The 16,324-nt window shown below is 69.5% G+C and carries 13 protein-coding genes and 1 tRNA gene; 7 read left to right on the forward strand and 7 right to left on the reverse strand.

The window, feature by feature from the left end; all coding sequences use genetic code 11:
- Window positions 1–42 precede the first annotated feature (42 nt).
- The gene (locus ACZ3TS_RS13280; RefSeq protein ID WP_467616951.1) at window positions 43–855 is read right to left on the reverse strand and encodes a hypothetical protein; all 813 of its coding nucleotides are present in this window, start codon (window positions 853–855) and stop codon (window positions 43–45) included.
- 366 nt (window positions 856–1,221) lie between these two features.
- Here ACZ3TS_RS13280 and ACZ3TS_RS13285 point away from each other — a divergent pair, with 366 nt between their 5' ends.
- Window positions 1,222–1,440 (forward strand): hypothetical protein, encoded by a 219-nt coding sequence (locus tag ACZ3TS_RS13285; RefSeq protein ID WP_467616953.1) that lies wholly within the window; start codon window positions 1,222–1,224, stop codon window positions 1,438–1,440.
- Window positions 1,441–1,544: 104 nt separating this feature from the next.
- Here ACZ3TS_RS13285 and ACZ3TS_RS13290 read toward each other — a convergent pair whose 3' ends face one another.
- The 3 genes from ACZ3TS_RS13290 to ACZ3TS_RS13300 form a co-directional block, all read right to left on the reverse strand.
- Window positions 1,545–3,197: a tyrosine-type recombinase/integrase gene (locus ACZ3TS_RS13290; RefSeq protein ID WP_467616955.1), complete on the reverse strand. Its 1,653-nt coding sequence runs from the start codon at window positions 3,195–3,197 to the stop codon at window positions 1,545–1,547.
- An 87-nt stretch (window positions 3,198–3,284) separates the two neighbouring features.
- Window positions 3,285–3,357 (reverse strand) — tRNA-Arg (locus ACZ3TS_RS13295).
- A 367-nt stretch (window positions 3,358–3,724) separates the two neighbouring features.
- The gene (locus ACZ3TS_RS13300; RefSeq protein WP_467616958.1) at window positions 3,725–5,581 is read right to left on the reverse strand and encodes an acyl-CoA dehydrogenase family protein; all 1,857 of its coding nucleotides are present in this window, start codon (window positions 5,579–5,581) and stop codon (window positions 3,725–3,727) included.
- A gap of 271 nt (window positions 5,582–5,852) precedes the next feature.
- Here ACZ3TS_RS13300 and ACZ3TS_RS13305 point away from each other — a divergent pair, with 271 nt between their 5' ends.
- The 3 genes from ACZ3TS_RS13305 to ACZ3TS_RS13315 all read left to right on the forward strand — a co-directional run bounded on the left by ACZ3TS_RS13305 (window position 5,853) and on the right by ACZ3TS_RS13315 (window position 8,787).
- A complete protein-coding gene (locus ACZ3TS_RS13305) occupies window positions 5,853–6,644 on the forward strand; it encodes a ScbR family autoregulator-binding transcription factor (protein WP_467616959.1) in 792 nt (263 codons plus the stop codon).
- Between the two features lie 146 nt (window positions 6,645–6,790).
- Window positions 6,791–8,053: a cytochrome P450 family protein gene (locus ACZ3TS_RS13310; protein ID WP_467616962.1), complete on the forward strand. Its 1,263-nt coding sequence runs from the start codon at window positions 6,791–6,793 to the stop codon at window positions 8,051–8,053.
- A 101-nt stretch (window positions 8,054–8,154) separates the two neighbouring features.
- On the forward strand, window positions 8,155–8,787 hold the full coding sequence (locus ACZ3TS_RS13315) for a ScbR family autoregulator-binding transcription factor (protein WP_467616963.1): 633 nt from the start codon (window positions 8,155–8,157) through the stop codon (window positions 8,785–8,787).
- Window positions 8,788–8,946: 159 nt separating this feature from the next.
- Here the strand turns inward: ACZ3TS_RS13315 and ACZ3TS_RS13320 are convergent, their stop codons facing one another.
- Complete coding sequence (locus ACZ3TS_RS13320; RefSeq protein ID WP_467616964.1) at window positions 8,947–10,614, reverse strand: IclR family transcriptional regulator domain-containing protein; 1,668 nt, start codon at window positions 10,612–10,614, stop codon at window positions 8,947–8,949.
- A 185-nt stretch (window positions 10,615–10,799) separates the two neighbouring features.
- On the reverse strand, window positions 10,800–12,074 hold the full coding sequence (locus tag ACZ3TS_RS13325; protein WP_467616966.1) for a M6 family metalloprotease domain-containing protein: 1,275 nt from the start codon (window positions 12,072–12,074) through the stop codon (window positions 10,800–10,802).
- 344 nt (window positions 12,075–12,418) lie between these two features.
- Here ACZ3TS_RS13325 and ACZ3TS_RS13330 point away from each other — a divergent pair, with 344 nt between their 5' ends.
- Together ACZ3TS_RS13330 and ACZ3TS_RS13335 are read left to right on the forward strand one after the other, a co-directional pair.
- Window positions 12,419–13,063: a TetR/AcrR family transcriptional regulator gene (locus tag ACZ3TS_RS13330; protein ID WP_467616967.1), complete on the forward strand. Its 645-nt coding sequence runs from the start codon at window positions 12,419–12,421 to the stop codon at window positions 13,061–13,063.
- 143 nt (window positions 13,064–13,206) lie between these two features.
- Window positions 13,207–14,754 carry an MFS transporter gene (locus ACZ3TS_RS13335; RefSeq protein WP_467616969.1) on the forward strand — a complete coding sequence of 516 codons (1,548 nt, stop codon included), beginning with the start codon at window positions 13,207–13,209 and terminating at the stop codon, window positions 14,752–14,754.
- A gap of 147 nt (window positions 14,755–14,901) precedes the next feature.
- Here ACZ3TS_RS13335 and ACZ3TS_RS13340 read toward each other — a convergent pair whose 3' ends face one another.
- Window positions 14,902–15,405, reverse strand: a complete 504-nt coding sequence (locus ACZ3TS_RS13340; protein WP_467616971.1) for a MarR family winged helix-turn-helix transcriptional regulator — start codon at window positions 15,403–15,405, stop codon at window positions 14,902–14,904.
- Between the two features lie 139 nt (window positions 15,406–15,544).
- Here ACZ3TS_RS13340 and ACZ3TS_RS13345 point away from each other — a divergent pair, with 139 nt between their 5' ends.
- Window positions 15,545–16,312, forward strand: coding sequence for a dioxygenase family protein (locus tag ACZ3TS_RS13345; protein ID WP_467617280.1), 768 nt, complete (start codon window positions 15,545–15,547; stop codon window positions 16,310–16,312).
- Window positions 16,313–16,324: the final 12 nt, after the last annotated feature.

Consider the following 16,324-nt stretch of genomic DNA (forward strand, 5'->3'; position numbering starts at 1 on the left):
TTCACTACTGCTCATGGGTGTGCAATCTCCTGTCGTGCCCTCTCAGGTTAAACGTTCACAGAAGGGCGTCTCACCACAGGCTGACAGAGAGGGGGCGTCTCCAGGGGCCGGGTGATAGCCGAAGGCGTTGTCGTACCCGCTGGCCAGCTCTAGCGGGTCCGTCCAGCCTCGGGGACAGAACAAACAATTGTTCGCGTCTCCATCGACGATCAAGGCCAACTGCTGGCAGTCGGGACAGCGAACTGTCCGAGCCTCGTGCCCTTTGAGGTCGTTCTCCTTGAGCCGCTCCATGCGGCTGGTGACGTAGCTCTCTATGCGCACCAGTCCGCTCCGAATCTCTTCCAGATCGTCCGCAACGGTCTCCTCGTCGTCTGCGTCGAGGAGAGGCAGGAGGTACTGGTCCAAGAAGCGGATCAGGAAGTCGAGCACGTCGGCAGCACGTGTGAGTACGGCGTTGGCCTCTTCGGTGATGCCCCAGTGCTGCAGTTGGTTCCGGGTCTTCGCTAGGTCGTCCAGAGTCTTCTTGTCGTCGGCACTGATGTCGAGACCGACGACGTCGACGAGACGGCGAACGGTCTCGGCGGTGGTGGCGCTTTCGAACTCGCCCTTCTCGAACTTCTTGAGGTTCGTCTTCTCGGCCTTGGAGATGACAAGAGTCCAGTGCTCTCGTCGTAGACGGGCCTTGAGGAGCACTTCGGCGGCCGCCTGGAGGTGGAGGACGGCGTACTTGAGGTCGCGCTCGCTCGGCTCACCGTTCTCACGGGCGAGTCGGTCGATGACATCGCGGAGGTAGTCGATCCCGTTGGGAACCGGGGGGTAGTGGATCTGCCGCTTCCGCGCTTCGCCTTCAGCCACAGTCGCCTCATTCTGCTTCTCGTTGGTGGAGTGCCGAGCCCAACGTACGCGGCATCCGTGAGCCATCAGCCAGGAGTGGTGCCCGGGCAAGGTTGTGGCATCACCCCAGGCGCATCGCTCGCCGTGACGTGCGGATCGGACTTACGGATGTTCGTGATTTTTCAGCCCATAGGTGGAGGAAGCGCCGAACAGGCTTCGGGAACTGCGCTTGCCCGGCAAAATATCGACCGCACCGCCGCCACGGTGTGCTCGACCTGTCCACACGCACCCGCAGGCCCGGGGGTGCAACCGCAAGACCAGTCGACTCAAGGCACGCAGTGAAGGAGTCGGCGCGCGGCCGGGCGTCTCGCGCGCGCCGGTCCGTCCGTGTACGAGTCCTTCCTACAGCTGCTGCACGATTCCCTGCCCGAGTTCGTCGGCAGCCTCATGACCACGACCGTGCTGGCCGTCGGTGGGTGGAGCCTGAAGAAGACCCGCGATCGGCTGCGGGCCCGGCGGACCGCGCCCGAGATGCAGAGCGCCCTCAGCGACGAGGACACCGACGTGGAGGAGGCAGGTGACACCGATCGCGCGCAGGCTGTCTGATGGCCCTGGCCCCACGGGTCAATCAGTCGCCCCAGGGCGTCGGTGTGGCGGGCTAAGCGCCCCAGGCGTTCGACTCCCTGGGCCATGCTCCGGACAGCACGGGTCTACGCGGCATCGGCGGTCTCCTCCTGGAGTCGGCGGACGACGGCTCGGCGGCCCCGGCTGACCTCAATCAAGCCGTTCTTCTTCAGCTGAGTGAAGGCCCGGTGTGCGGTACCGACCGAGACACCGTGGGCCTGCGCGATGTCGCCGACTGTGGGTACGTCCTCGCCGGGCAGCATCGTGCCGTCCTTGATGGCGTCCGCGAGTTCCTTTGCGATCACTTCCCAGGGAGCGAGCTCGCGGGGCGGGGCGGCTTCGGTCTTGATGGTCTTGCCGATGGGACCCACCGCCGCGTCCGGGCGGGCCTGGACGGCCGTCTCGCACTGGCCGCACAGAGCCTCAGCGCCTTCCACGGTGACCACGAGCATCGCCCACAGCGATTCGTTGCCACACTCGCAGAGCAGGCGGAGCCCGTTGATGACGGTGGTGACCGGCTGTTCGGCGAGTAGCCCTGCCGGCACCGGCAGCTGCTTGGCGAAGGCGGTGACGGCCTGGCGGTCGGAGGTGGCCAGGAAGGCTGCGTAGTACTTGAGCGTGGTCGCTCCTCCGCCGCCGTGCCCAACGCGGCCGGCGACCGTTCGTACGTCGGCACCGGCGCCCAGGAGCTCGGTCACGTTGTACGCGCGCAGGTCTTTCAGACGGTGGGTGTGGATCTTCAACTTCTGCGCGAGGCGGCGGTACCTCTGGCTGACGCTTGAGGGCACGAGTGGGGCGGAGCTGTCGGCTTCGCCGGAGAACACGAAGGCGTCGCGGGCGAGTTCACCGCCGAGCACCTTGCAGCGTTCCTCGGCTCGGGCTCGGTGGGCGGCCAGGACGGAACGCGTGATCACGTCGATTGCCTGCTTACGGCGCTGGTGGGTTTTGGTGTCCTTGATCCTGCGGCCGTTGTTGGAGTGCTTCACGAAGAGTTCGAGGCGGTCGAGGTTGATGTCCGACCAGCGCAGGGCGCACATCTCGCCGCGGCGTGAGCCGGTGACCATCGTCATGAACAGGAACGTTCCCCAGTCCAGGTCCCGCTGCCAGGCAGTGTTCAGAACCAGGGCCGCCTCTTCCGGAGTGGGCGGGTCGGGGTTCGGCTTGGGTTGGGATGGCGGCTCGGCGAGGGCCGCCACGTTCGTCGTCACGTAACCCCAGCGCAGGCCGCGGTTGAGGGCTGGGCGCAGGATGAAGTGAATCTTGCGGATGGAATTCGCGGCGAGTGGCTCGCAGACGTGCTTCTGCTTCGTCTTGGGGTCGGTCTTGCCGTTGCGTCGGCCCTCGCACTGTTCCTGGCACTGCCGGAGACGGGCGTAGAACAGCTCCAGCATCTCGGCGGTCAGCTTGCCCGCCTTGAGGTCGCCGAAGGTGGGCTTGAGGTAGTTGCGGATGATGCCCTCGGCCCGTTCGTACGACGTCTCGTCGAGTTCGGCGACGCCCAGCCACCGGTCGAGCAGAAACGACATGGTCACCTGCGTCTTGGGGTGGCGCTTCTCGTCGACCTGGTGCAGGAGCTTCGTGCGGGCCTTCTCGGCCTCAGTCTCCGTCTCAGCCTGCTCGTGGAGGTAGATGTCCTTCTTCGTGAGCGGGTCACGCCCGGCGTAGACCCGGACCTGGAAACCAGCCCCGTTGGGGCGGATGCTGCCGCGCTGACGTCGCTTGCTCTTGGTGTTCGCCATGGTTCTGGAACCTATTCATGGTTAATGCCATGGCTACGACGAACAGCGCGCCTACCTCAGAGAGGTAAACGCGCTGGTCAGACACTGTGCCCCCGGCAGGATTCGAACCTGCGACACCCGCTTTAGGAGAGCGGTGCTCTATCCCCTGAGCTACGAAGGCGGGGTTTTCACTCATTGGTCGGCCGGGTCGGTGGAGTCTGCAAGGCGTCCCTCCGACGGCAGCCAACCGATGACAGCCTAGCGGATGCTCTCCGTGGTGGTCGCCTCTGTTCTGCCGGAGCCGTGTCTCCCATCGGTCCGGCAACCGGTCCCACCCCCGCATCGCCCCATGGAACCCGTACATCCGTGTCAGACCCGCTCCAGAGCGTGTCGGCATCCCCTCATGCGTCCTGCTGGTGCGCACCGCCGTCGGCCGGGGACTTTTGGTGAGCGCTTACTGCATGCCGTTTTTCACTTACTCAGCGCTCTGTCAAGTCCCTCAGCCCCCGAGGCCCCCGGGCAGGCCCCCCGCCTCAGCGCCGCCCACCTCATTTCCCTGTCGTCCGCACAATCGACCCCCCGCTCGCGATCGGTATCGCCGACAGCATCTCCGCAGGGAAGTCGAACGCGTCCACCAAGGTCATCATGTGCGGTGCGAGGTCGGCTGTGAGAGTGTCCAGGGTTTTCGGGAGTGCCCGTACCTGGTCCGGTGTCAGATGGCCCTCGGCCAGCAGGTCGCCGGTGTGTTCCCGGAGGGTGCGGAGCAGGAACAGGCGGCACAGGGAGTGGAGGAGACGGCGGGTCCTCGGGTCCGTCGCCCGGTCGGCCGCCGCGGCGAACGCGTTCGCGGCCTGGAGGCGGGCGTGCGCGGAGACCATCTCCAGGGCGGCTTCCGAGGTGACGTTCCAGCGGCCGACGGGGTCGCCGGACGGGCCGTCGCGCAGGGCCGTGCGGGCCCTGGTCTGCCAGATCGCCTCGGCCCGGGCGAGCAGGGCCCGGAGGAAGGAGAGGTCCGTCAGGTCCCCGGCCCGCACGGCGTCCGGCGTCGCCGACTCGTAGCCGAAGACCATCTCGGAGGCGGCCTTCACCCAGATCACCAGGTTGTCGCCCTCCGCGGTGATGCCGCCCTCTATGTTCGCCGGCAGATCCGCGATGCCGTTGACGGGGAACAGGCCCTGCGCGCCGCAGCGTTCGCGGCACTCGATGGTGATGTCCCGCGCCTGCCAGGTGATCCAGCCCTTGGCGATCGCCGCGAGCCGCTCGACCGCCTCCCGGTCCTCCTCGGTGTGCGCGGCGAACCGGTCGACGACCGTGCGGTGCAGGAACGTCATCGCGTACGCCGTCGCCAGCGCGTCCAGCAAACGGCTGTGGTGGCTGCGGTGCGCGGCGACAGGAACGCGCTCGCCGGCCCTGGGCCCTGCGATGAGGCGGCTGTGGGCGTAGCGGACCGCTATGGCGAGTGCGGCGCGGGCCATGCCCAGGGTGCCGGCGCTCATGCAGAGCTTGCCCATGGTGACGCGGTTGATGGAGCGCAGGAGCCGCTTGCGCTTGTTGCCGAGGTTGCTGGTCAGCGTGCCGTCGTGGCCGAGGCGGCCGTGGTCGGCCTGGAGGAGCGCCTCGCGCGGCAGCCACATGTGGTCGAAGGAGGTGAGGGCGTGATCGACCGGAGTGCCCGTGCGGTCGGGCAGTCGGCGGACCGTCACTCCCGGCAGGTGGCCCGCGTGGTCGCTGAGCGGGGTCAGGAAGAGGAAGACGCCCTGGTCCTCGTCGTCCACGATGAGCCGGGCCGCGACGACCGCCGTCTTGGGGCCGCCGGTCAGGCTCGTGTTGGGCATGAACTTCTGCGCCCCGGGCGTCGGCGTGTGCAGGTGGAAGCCGCCGTTCGCCCGGTCGAGGACCGCGACGGTCTCCATCGCGGCGACATCGTTGCCGTGCTCGAGTTCCGTGCACAGAAACGTTCCTGTGTGCTGGAGCGAGGTGAAGGCGGACAGGTCGCGGCCTTCGTTGTCGTGGTCGACGAGGCTGCCGAGGAACAGGTTGTAGTGGATGCTCGCAAGAGTGGTGAGCCCGCCGTCCACCGGTCCGATCCACTCGTGCAGTGCGGCCAGTCGGTGCGGGTCCGCGGTGAACCGGGCCGGATCGTCGAGGGCGTCGTTCAGGAGGTGCAGGCGGTCGTACGAGAGGGTGGCCCGCTCGGCCGGGGTGAGGCCGGGTCGGTATGAGAACGTGCGGGCGGAGATCATCCTGCGCCATGTGCCGTGCCTTCGGTCGCGGTCGGCGCCCTCAAAGAGGAGGTGCGCCAGTTCGCCGGCGACCGGGTGTCCTGTGGCACACGGGCGCCGGTCCGACGAATCGCTCCGGCCCTCTGCTTCCGTCGCCAACGCCTCGGACGTGATGACAGTCATCGAGCTTCCCCCTGGTGTGGGTTAGGTCAGGCGTGAAGCACGGGACTGAAGATACGTACCATCCGGTTTTGTTTTCAAGACCTTCCGGCTCGGGTGGGATGGATGGGCGTTCCATATATTCCCTTTGGGGAGGAAGGCGGGCTGCTCTGAGTACTTTCCGAGCACCGTCCGGGCGTCTTTCGGGCGGTCTTCGTGGTCGATGTCTGAGGGTTGAAAAACCGTTCGGCTGGTTTTATTGTCCGAGGCATCGACGGTGGTACGGAGGATGCGGGTGGCACGGCAAGAGCGGGCCATTCGGACGCGGCAGGCGATCCTGGTCGCCGCGGCCGAGGTGTTCGACGAGGTCGGATACGAGGCGGCGACCATCTCCGACGTGCTGCAGAGGTCGGGTGTCACCAAAGGCGCCCTCTACTTCCACTTCGCCTCGAAGGAGGAGTTGGCCCAGGCGGTCCTGGCCGCGCAGGTCAGCTCTCTACCGCGCGTCCCCGAACAGGAGCTGAAGCTGCAGGAATCGCTGGACGAGGCGCTGCTGCTCGCCCATCTGCTCAGGAGGGGCACCGGTGACCCGATCGTCCAGGGCAGTGTGCGCCTGACCGTGGACCAGGGCTCGCCCAAGGACCACCTCAACCGACGGGTGCCGATGCAGGCGTGGACCGAGCACACCCACGCCGTCTTCGAGGAGGCCAAGCGGAGAGGGGAAATCCTTCCGCACGCCGATGTCGACGCCCTCGCCAAGCTGTTCGTCGGCGGGTTCACCGGAGTCCAGGTGCTGTCGAGGATCATGACCGAGCGGGAGGATCTGGCCGAGCGGGTGGCCGACCTCTACCGGCACCTGATGCCGTCCGTCGCCGTGCCGGGGGTCCTGGTCCGTCTGGACTTCTCTCCGGAACGGGCGCTGAAGGTGTACGAGGCCGCCGTGCGACAGCGCGAGTCCGCCTCGGGGCAGGGTGAAAGGGACCCAGGGGAGGGCGAATCGGGCTCGGGGCAGAGCGAATCGGGCTCGGGGCAGCGCGCTTCCGATTCGGAGCAGCGCGATCCGGAAGGGGCGATCGCGGCGGAGTGATTCGCCTGGGCGGGGTTCCGGCGAGGGGAATGGGGCCCATCGGTGCCTCCGACTCCCCGTATGTGCACATGAGTTCCACCGTGGCGCGCCGAACGGCGTGCCACGCCGAATGCCGAACGGGCCGACCGACCGAACGGAGTGCACGGATGGACATCAGCGCGATGGACATGACCGCGACGGACATGAACGCATGCCCTTACGCCCTCGACGTGACCGGGCGTGACCTGCCGGGCGAGACCGCGATGTTGCGGGCACAGGGCCCGGCCGTGGAGGTGGAGCTGCCGGGAGGGGTGCGCGCCTGGGCCGTCGTACGGCAGAAGTACGTCAAGCAACTCCTCATGGATCCCCGGGTGTCGAAGGACGCTCGGCAGCACTGGCCCGACTTCGTGGCGGGCCGCATCGGCGAGGACTGGCCGCTGTACCCGTGGGTGGCGAACGAGAACATGCTCTTCGCCTACGGGGAGGGCCACGCGCGGCTGCGCCGGCTGGTCGCCGCCGCCTTCACCGCCCGGCGCACGGAGGCGCTGCGGCCGCGCGTCGAGGAGATCACCGCGGCGCTGCTCGACGAGCTGGCCGCGCTGCCTGACGGCGAACCGGTCGATCTGCGGGCGCGGTTCGCCAAGGTGCTGCCCATGCGGGTGATCTGCGAACTGTTCGGGGTCGCCGAGGAGGCACGCGAACCCTTGTGTGCCGACCTGGAGTTGGTGTTCGGCACGGCGATCCCCGGGGACGAGATGGCCGCGGCGCAGGTGCGGGTCTTCGGCATGCTGGCGCAGCTGGCCGCCGAGAAGCGGGCAAGGCCCGGCGACGATCTGACGACGGCGCTGATCGAGGCGCGTGACAGCGACGAGGGCCGGCTGACCGAGCAGGAACTCCTCGGCACCCTCTACCTGATGATCGCCGCCGGTCAGGAGACCACCTGCACGCTCATCACCAACGCGGTCGGTGCCCTGTGCGCCCATCCGCAGCAGCGCGCGCATGTGCTCGAGGGCCGGGCCGACTGGGCCGACGTGGTGGCCGAGACGCTGCGCACGCACAGCCCCGCCGCGTACTCGCCGATGCGGTTCGCCGTCGAGGACATCGAACTGGACGGTGTACGCATCAACAAGGGCGACCCGATCCTGGTCTCTTTCGCCGGTGCCGCTGCGGACCCCGCGGCGTACGGAGAGGACGTGGGCGTCTTCGACGTGCTGCGGTCCGGCCGACGCGACGACCTGGGGTTCGGATACGGCGTCCACCGGTGCTTGGGGGCGCCGCTGGCGCGGCTCGAGGCGACCTCCGCACTGGGGGCACTCTTCGGTCGGTTCCCCGACCTCGAGCCCGCGCTTCCTGTGGATGCGCTGGAGCCGGTGCCGTCCTTCATCGTCAACGGTTACGCGGCACTGCCCGTCGTGCTCCGGCCCAACTGATCCCGATTTTCCACACGTTGAGGGGAGTCGTTGCTCGTCCACTAGAAAACCGCACGTACGGTTTGTTAAGCTCCTGGGTCCCAGTAGCGATGGAGCGACCGATGGCCAAGCAGGAACGTGCGGTGCGGACGCGCAATGCCCTGATCGGGTCCGCCGCCGAGCTCTTCAGCCGGGACGGCTTCGAGGTGGTCTCGCTGTCGGCGATCAGTGCAAGGGCCGGGGTCAGCAACGGAGCCCTGCATTTCCACTTCCCCAGCAAGGCGGCCCTGGCCACGGGTGTGCGCGAGGCGGCGGCCCAGCGCTTACGGCGGATCATCTCCGCCGAGCGCCCGCCGCCGCAGCTCGGCGGTTCGCTGCAGGCGCTCGTCGACACGAGCCATGCCCTTCTGCAGGGGCTGGGGCACGACGTCATCCTGCGCGCCGGATTCGACCTCGGGGACAGCGTGGAGGCGACCGGCCGCGGCGAGGACCTGTACGAGCACTGGCACGCCTGGGTGGAGGGGGCCGTGATCCGTTCCTCGCGCGAGGGACTGCTTTCCGACGTCGCTCCCCGGGACCTGGTGGCCACGGTGGTCGGCGCGACGGTCGGCTTCGCCGCGCTCGGCGGGCACGATGTGCGCTGGCTGTCCCGCATCACGCTCACGCGCTTCTGGTCGCTGCTCCTGCCGCGCATCGCCTCGGCGCCGGCGCTGCGGGTGGTGGCGGCCGCGGGGAGGAGGGCGGAGGCGAGCTGATCAGTGTTCGGTGCCCGGCAGCGGAAGTTCAGTGGCTGGAAGCGTGCCAAAAGAACCGCGTATCCGGTTTGCATCCGGCCTTGTATTTCGTCCGCGGGCCACGTCTGTCAGGCAGTCGCTCGGACCCTGGTCAGACGCTCGGCACCTCCCAGGACCGCCTCAGATACCCGGCACCCGCCTGAACCGCCCCGCCACATGCAGATCCGCCTCGATCCGTGTCGCCGTCGCGTGCAGTTCCGGCAGCACCTCGGTCACGCACTGCTCGACCGTGCGGCGGCTGCTGTGCATGGCGACGTTCACCGCCGCGACCACCCGGCCGCCGCGATCCCGCACCGGGACCGCGATCGACCGCAGCCCCTCCTCCAACTCCTCGTCGACCAAGGCGTATCCCTCGCTCCGTACCCGGTCCAGCACGGCCCTCAGCTCGCCCGGATCCGTGACCGTCCGCGGCGTCAGCGAGGCCGGTTGGGGCAGCTTCGGCTCCACCAGATCCGCCAGCATCACCCGGCCCGGCGATGTCGCGTACGCCGGCTGCCGGCTCCCGACCGTGACATTGACGCTCATGATGCGGCTCGGGGACACCCGGGCCGTGTACTGGATGTCGTCACCCGTCAGCACCGACAACGCCGTCGACTCGTGCAGGAGTTGGGAGAGGGCGGTGAGGTGCGGGGTGGCGATGTCCGGCAGCGTCGTCCGGGACAGCGGGGGGAAGCCGAGGCCCAGGACACGCGGGGTGAGCCGGAAGACACGGCCGTGCGCGGTGACGTACCCGAGGTGCTCCAGCGTGATCAGCGCCCGCCGCGCCGTGGCCCGTGCCAGCCCCGTCGCCTCGGCCACCTCGGTCAGCGTCAGTTCGCTGCGCCCCTCCCCGAAGGACGTGATCACCGTCAGTCCGCGGGCCAGCGACTCCACGAACTCCCGCCCCAGCTCCTGCTTCGAGGCCCCGGTCCAGGACGCGAGCCCGGACGGAGGGGCGGGGACGGCGGGCGGTGCCTCGCGCAGCTCCCGCTCCATCGCCCCCACCGCCGTGCGCAGCCGCGGCAGCTGGGTCAGGCGCAGATCGTCCGCCGAGTGCCGGCTGGTGTGACTGACCACGCTGACCACGCACGCGATCCGGCCGCCGTCGCCCCGTACGGGCAGGGAGAGCGCCACCAGACCCGGCTCGATCAGCTGGTCGTCCAGCGACCATCCCTGCAACCGTGCCTGTGCGGTGCGCTCCTCGAAGTCGTCGCCTAGGGCGGCGCCGTCGGGTCCGCCGAGCGGGCGGCTGCGGGCCGGTACCGCCGGGAAGCCGCGGTCCTCGGGGTCGGCGGCCCGCCGCTCGCGCCACCGCTTCCAGTCGGCGTCGTCCCACTCCGTCGCGAACAGAGGCCCTGGAGCGGTCCGTTCGGCGGGCAGCAGATCGCCGATGCGGAAGCTCAGTGACATCGCACGGCGGCGGGTCGCCTGATGGATGAAGCGGATGCCGTCCCGGTCGGCGACCGCGAGCGACACCGACTCGTCCAGCTCGTCGGCGAGCGCGTCCGCGTGGGGATCCAGCAGCTTCGGCAGCCGCAGCGCCGCGAGGTAGGCGTTGCCCAGTTCCGTCAGCCGCGGCGCGAGCAGAGCGTCCCGGCCGTCGAGCCGTACGTACCCCATGCGGGCGAGTGTCGCCGTGATCCGGTCGACCGTGGACCGGGCCAGCCCGCTGGCCCGCTCCAGCGCGCTGAGGCTGCAGCTGCCGTCGGCGTCGGTGAGCCGCCGCAGCACGGTGAGGCCCCGCATGAGCGGGGTGACGGCTTCGGCGGGGGCGGCCGTGTCCTGGGTCGGGGTGACGTTCGGGACCATGGGGTCACGGTAATGCCGGGCCGGTCGCATCCGCCGCGTTCGCCCGCGTCGTGCGTCGCCCAGGCCCCGTATGCCCCGGTGGGCGCCTCAGTCCGGTGTGCCTCGGCGGGCGCCTCAGCCCGGTGGGGGTCTCGGTCCGGTGTGCCTCGGCGGGCGCCTCAGCCGCGTATGCCTCGGCGGGCGCCTCACCGTCGCGTCACGCGCACGCGGAAGTGCCCGGCGTGATCGGTGTTCACGACGGTGATGGCGACCCCCGCCTTCGGATCCTTGAAGGTCTCTCCGGGGAGGAAGGTGGCGTCGGACAGCTCGGCGTGGACGTTCGGGCTGCGGGTGCAGCCGCCGCTGTTGCGCTGCGAGTCGTAGACCGTGACGGGGCCGCTGCCGGTGTCGACGTCCGCGTCGACCCGGTAGATGAGGATGCCGGGCCGGCACACCGCCGCGTCGTTGCCCTCGCGGGTGCGTAGTTCGACGGCGTAGCCGGCCTTGGAGCTGATCGGTACGAAGACCAGTTTGCGGCCGCCGGTGCGGGCGAGCGGGGTCAGTGTGTAGTCGGTGGTGCCACGCGTGACCGCACAGCTGACCTGGGAGTCGTAGAGCCAGCCGAGCTTCCACTTGTGCCAGGCGAGCAGGTCGTTGTCCGCGCCCCAGTCCTCGCTCATGATGTCCCAGTGCCCGACGGCGGCCCCGCCCTCCTGGGTGTAGAGGTCGGGCAGGCCGAAGGTATGGCTGTTCTCGTGCGGCAGGACCCGGTAGCCGGTCAGGGCGTAGGAGCCGGAGCCGTCGTCCTGGCGGCTGTAGATGAAGGACGCGTTGGCGATCGGCACGCCGTCGGCGACCGGAGCCTCGGCGTTGCCCGCGAAGGTCACCGACAGGACGGTGTCCAGAGCGGCGGGGCCCGCGTTGGGGGTGACCAGCACGTTCACCAGGTCGTAGCGGCGGAAGTCCACCTCGGGGTCGGCGGCGGCCACCATGTCCTGGACCAGTTGGCGGTAGCCGGGGTCGAAGGGCGCGCCGCGCTCTATCCCGTATGCCGTGAACGGCTTGGGCATCCGCAGCCAGTGGCGTATCGGGGCCTCGGCGCGATAGTCGAGACGGCCGTAGGAGCTGGTGGTGAACCACTTCCGGGTCTGTGGGAAGAACTCCGCGAGCCGGTCGAGCGCGCTGCCCGGGCCGGGTGCGTCGGAGAAGTCGATCATCAGGTTGAGGGCGTGGACGGTGCCGGTGGAGCGGGCGTACCCGGCGGGGGTCGGGATCGTCTCCGGCATCTGGATGCCTACGCGGCCGTGGATCATGCAGGGGCGGAGCGCCGAGGCACGAGCCGGTGCGACGGGGCCCGCCGTCGCGGAGCCCGACATCAGGTGTCCGGTCCCGGCGGAGGTGGAGACCGCCAGCGTCAGCACGGTGACCGAGGCGAGCGAGGCTGCGCGGCGCGAGCGTATCCGGCGGCGGGAAGGCAGCATGCGATGGCCCCTTCGCTCCACGGCAGCCGCAGGTCACCGGCTGCACCCTTGCGCTCACCCTGTGGCGCCGAAGGTGCGAACGCGCGCTGGAGCGGACCGAACGAGGGTTCTGGTGTGCGGAAGGGTGATGGGCAGGTGAGGGCAGGTGTGAGCGGTGGTGCCGGCGGCTGATGGGAGACGGGGCGGGTGTGGTCGGCCGTTCAGGCGACGAGTGTGACCCAGGTCACGGAGAATTGGTTCGAGGCCGGGAAATAACCGGGGACCGATTCCCCGTTTAACCCTCTGTCCGAGCGAAACGGGGATTGAATCCCCGCATCGCACTCCACCAGCCCGAGGAGTACGCCGTGCAGACCGCGACCCCCGTGCAGCGCCGAGCGGCACGCACGCGTGCCGATGCCCTGCGCAACCGGGAGCGGATCACCGCCGCCGCCCGGGAGATGTTCGTCGAGTTCGGCCCCGAGGTGCCGTTCGACGAGATCGCCCGTCGGGCCGGCGTCGGCAACGCCACGGTGTACCGCAACTTCCCCGACCGCGACGCGCTCGTCCGCGAGGTCGTCTGCTCGGTCATGGACCGCACGTCCGAGGAGGCCGAACGGGCGCTCGCCGAGACCGGTGACGCCTTCGAGGCCCTGTCCCGTTTCGTGCACGCCGCCGCCGACGAGCGGGTCAGCGCTCTGTGCCCGATGGTCTCCAGCACGTTCGACAAGAACCACCCCGACCTGGAGGCGGCGCGCGAACGGATCGAGCAGCTCGTCGGGGAGCTCATGGAGCGCGCCCGCGCGGCCGGGCAGCTCCGTCCCGACGTCGGCGTCGGGGACCTGATGATCGCAGTCGCCCAGCTCAGCAGGCCGCCGGCCGGTACCGGCTGCCTGAGCCTCGACCGCTTCGTCCACCGTCATCTGCAGCTGTTCCTGGACGGTCTGCGGGCCCCGGCCCGCTCCGAACTGCCCGGCACGGCCACGACCGTAGAGGATCTCCGCCAGTCCTGAGCGATTAGTTCTGCGGGCTCCGCCCGTCTCTGTACCGACGACAGTCCTCCGGCCGTCACCGTCGACGAGCCGTGTCTTCCGACGTCCTTTTTCGCTTCCGAGTCTCGAAGCTTCCGTCACGAAGTCCCGAAGTGGGTACCTCCATGTCTGAAACAGCCCGAAGCGCCCCCGGCGCTTCCGCTCCCGACGCCAATCGCTGGCGGGCGCTGCTCTTCATCGCGCTCGCCCAGCTGATGGTCGTCCTCGACGCCACCATCGTGAACATCGCACTTCCGTCCGCCCAGCAGGATCTGGGGATATCGGACGGCAACCGCCAGTGGGTGGTGACCGCCTACGCCCTGGCCTTCGGTGGTCTTCTGCTCTTCGGCGGCCGGGTCGCCGACCTGTGGGGCCGCAAGCGCGCCTTCGTCATCGGTCTGGCCGGTTTCGCCGCCGCCTCCGCGATCGGCGGCGCGGCGCAGAGCGGGGCGATGATGTTCGGCGCCCGCGCCCTCCAGGGCGTCTTCGGTGCCCTCCTGGCCCCTGCCGCCCTCTCGCTGCTCGCCGTGATGTTCACGGACGCCAAGGAGCGCGCCAAGGCCTTCGGTATCTACGGTGCGATCGCCGGTGGCGGCGGCGCCGTCGGGTTCATCCTCGGCGGCTTCCTCACCGAGTACCTGGACTGGCGCTGGACCTTCTTCGTCAACATCCCGTTCGCGCTCGTCGCGGCGGCCGGCGCCTACTTCGTCATCCGTGAGCCGGAGGGCGGTCGCAACCGCTCGCCGCTCGACATCCCCGGCGTCATCCTGTCCACCCTCGGCCTGGTCTCGCTCGTCTACGGCTTCACGCGCGCCGAGTCCGACGGCTGGGGCGACTCCCTGACGGTCGGCCTGTTCATCGCGTCGGCGGTCCTGCTCGTGGCCTTCGTGCTGACCGAGACCAAGGTCAAGGCCCCGCTGCTGCCGCTGCGCGTGGTCACCGACCGCAACCGCGGCGGCGTCTACCTCTCCCTCGGCCTCGCGATCATCGCGATGTTCGGCACGTTCCTCTTCCTGACCTACTACCTGCAGATCGTGAAGGGCTACTCGCCGGTCAAGACCGGCTTCGCCTTCCTGCCGATGATCGCGGGCATGATCACGGGCTCCACCCAGATCGGCACCCGGCTGATGACCCGCGTCCCGGCGCGACTGCTGATGGGCCCCGGCTTCCTGGTCGCCGCCGCCGGCATGTTCCTGCTGGCCCAGCTGGAGATCGGGTCCTCGTACGCTGCCCTGGTGCTGCCGGCCATGCTGCTGCTGGGCCTCGGCATGGGTACGGCGTTCATGCCGGCCATGTCCCTGGCCACGCACGGTGTGCAGCCGCGGGACGCCGGTGTCGCCTCCGCGATGGTCAACACCTCGCAGCAGGTGGGCGGTGCGATCGGTACGGCCCTGCTGAACACGATCGCGGCCTCGGCGACGACGTCGTACATCAGGGACCACATCGCGGCCGCCGCCTCCAAGCCTCAGCAGCAGCTGGTCCAGCTGCAGGGGCAGGTGCACGGCTACGCCAACGCGATCTGGTTCGCCGTCGGCATCCTGGTGGTGGCCGCGGTGGCCGCCCTGACCCTCATCAACGCCGGCCGGCCGGGTGCCGCGTCGGTCTCCGGCGAGGGCGAGGGCGAGGGCGCGGGCGTCGAGGACGAGGTGCAGGTTCCGGTGGTCGCCCACTGACCGGGCCTCACAGGTACCTCCTTCGGCGGCACATCGCGTACGGCGAGAGGTAGGGACGCCTCGCCCGTACGCCTCCGGGGTCCGCCCCGGCTCCGCGACCCCGCGGGGCCGGGGCGGACCCGTGTCCGGGGCGTTCCGCCCGGCGGCTCAGCGCAGCCAGGGCAGGTCCGCCCCCGCCTCCTTGGGCTGCAGTCCCTCCGCGATGATCGACATGATCTCGCCGAGGGACTGCTGCTGTTCGGGGGTGAGCCGGTCGAAGAGGGCCTGGCGCACGGCCGCCACGTGTCCGGGCGCGGTGCGCGAGAGCACCTCGTACCCGTCGTCGGTGAGGACGGCGAGCTGCCCGCGCTTGTCGGAGGGACAGTCCTCGCGTCGGACCCAGCCGTTCTTCTCCAGGCGGGCGACGGCGTGCGAGAGCCGGGAACGCGTGATCTTCGCCTGCATGGCCAGCTCGGTCATCCGCAGCTGCCGGCCCGGCGCCTCGGCGAGCTGGACCAGCAGTCCGTAGTACACGTGCGGCATGCCCGCGTCGCGCTGCAGCTGGCGGTCGAGGTGGTCCTCGAGAAGAGTGATGGCGTGCATGTACGCACGCCAGGTGCGCTGCTCCTCGTCGGTGAGCCAGCGAGTGTCATCAGCGGGTGCCGTCTTCATGTACTCCACTGTACGAGGCGCCTTCTTGAAAGTTAAACAAGTGGGCGGTACGGTCTATTGGAACTTGAGTTTTCAAGTAGGTCGGAAGGGAGCCGCGACCGTGTCCACCGTCGCCGAGGAGCGCACTACGCCCGAGCGCATGCCCGCCCTCTACCTGAGCCATGGTGCGCCGCCGCTGGCCGACGACCCGGTCTGGCCCGGCCAGCTCGCCGCGTGGTCCGCCGGTCTGCCGCGCCCCAGGGCCGTCCTGATGGTCTCCGCCCATTGGGAGGAGGCTCCGCTTGCCCTCGGTGCGCTCGAGACGGTCCCGCTGGTCTACGACTTCTGGGGCTTCCCCGAGCGCTACTACCGGGTGACGTACGCGGCTCCGGGCGCCCCGGCGCTCGCCGACTCCGTGCGCAAGCTGCTGCGCGCCCCCGGCACCTCCGTGCAGGACTTCCCGGACCGCGGCCTCGATCACGGTGCCTACGTTCCGCTGGTCGAGATGTTCCCCCGGGCCGACATCCCGGTCCTGCAGATCTCCCTGCCGACCCTCGACCCGGTCGGGCTCATGGAGATCGGCCGCAAGCTGGCACCGCTGCGCGACGAGGGCGTCCTGATCATCGGCTCCGGCTTCTTCACCCACAACCTGGCCGCCCTGCGCCACGCGGGCGGGGGAGTGCCGGGCTGGTCGGCGGAGTTCGACGACTGGGGTCACCGGGCGCTGGAGACCGGCGACGTCGACGCCCTCCTCGACTTCACCCGTAAGTCCCCGGCGGGCCGCCTCGCCCACCCCCGCACGGAACACTTCGCCCCGCTCTTCGTGACGATGGGCGCCGCGGACGCGACGGGGGAACTGGACGCGAAGAAGTCGGTGATCGACGGGTTCTGGATGGGGCTGGCGAAGAGGTCGGTGCAGTTCGGCTGACCCCCGCCGGGG

This window comes from Streptomyces sp. NPDC022910 (genome assembly GCF_055561075.1).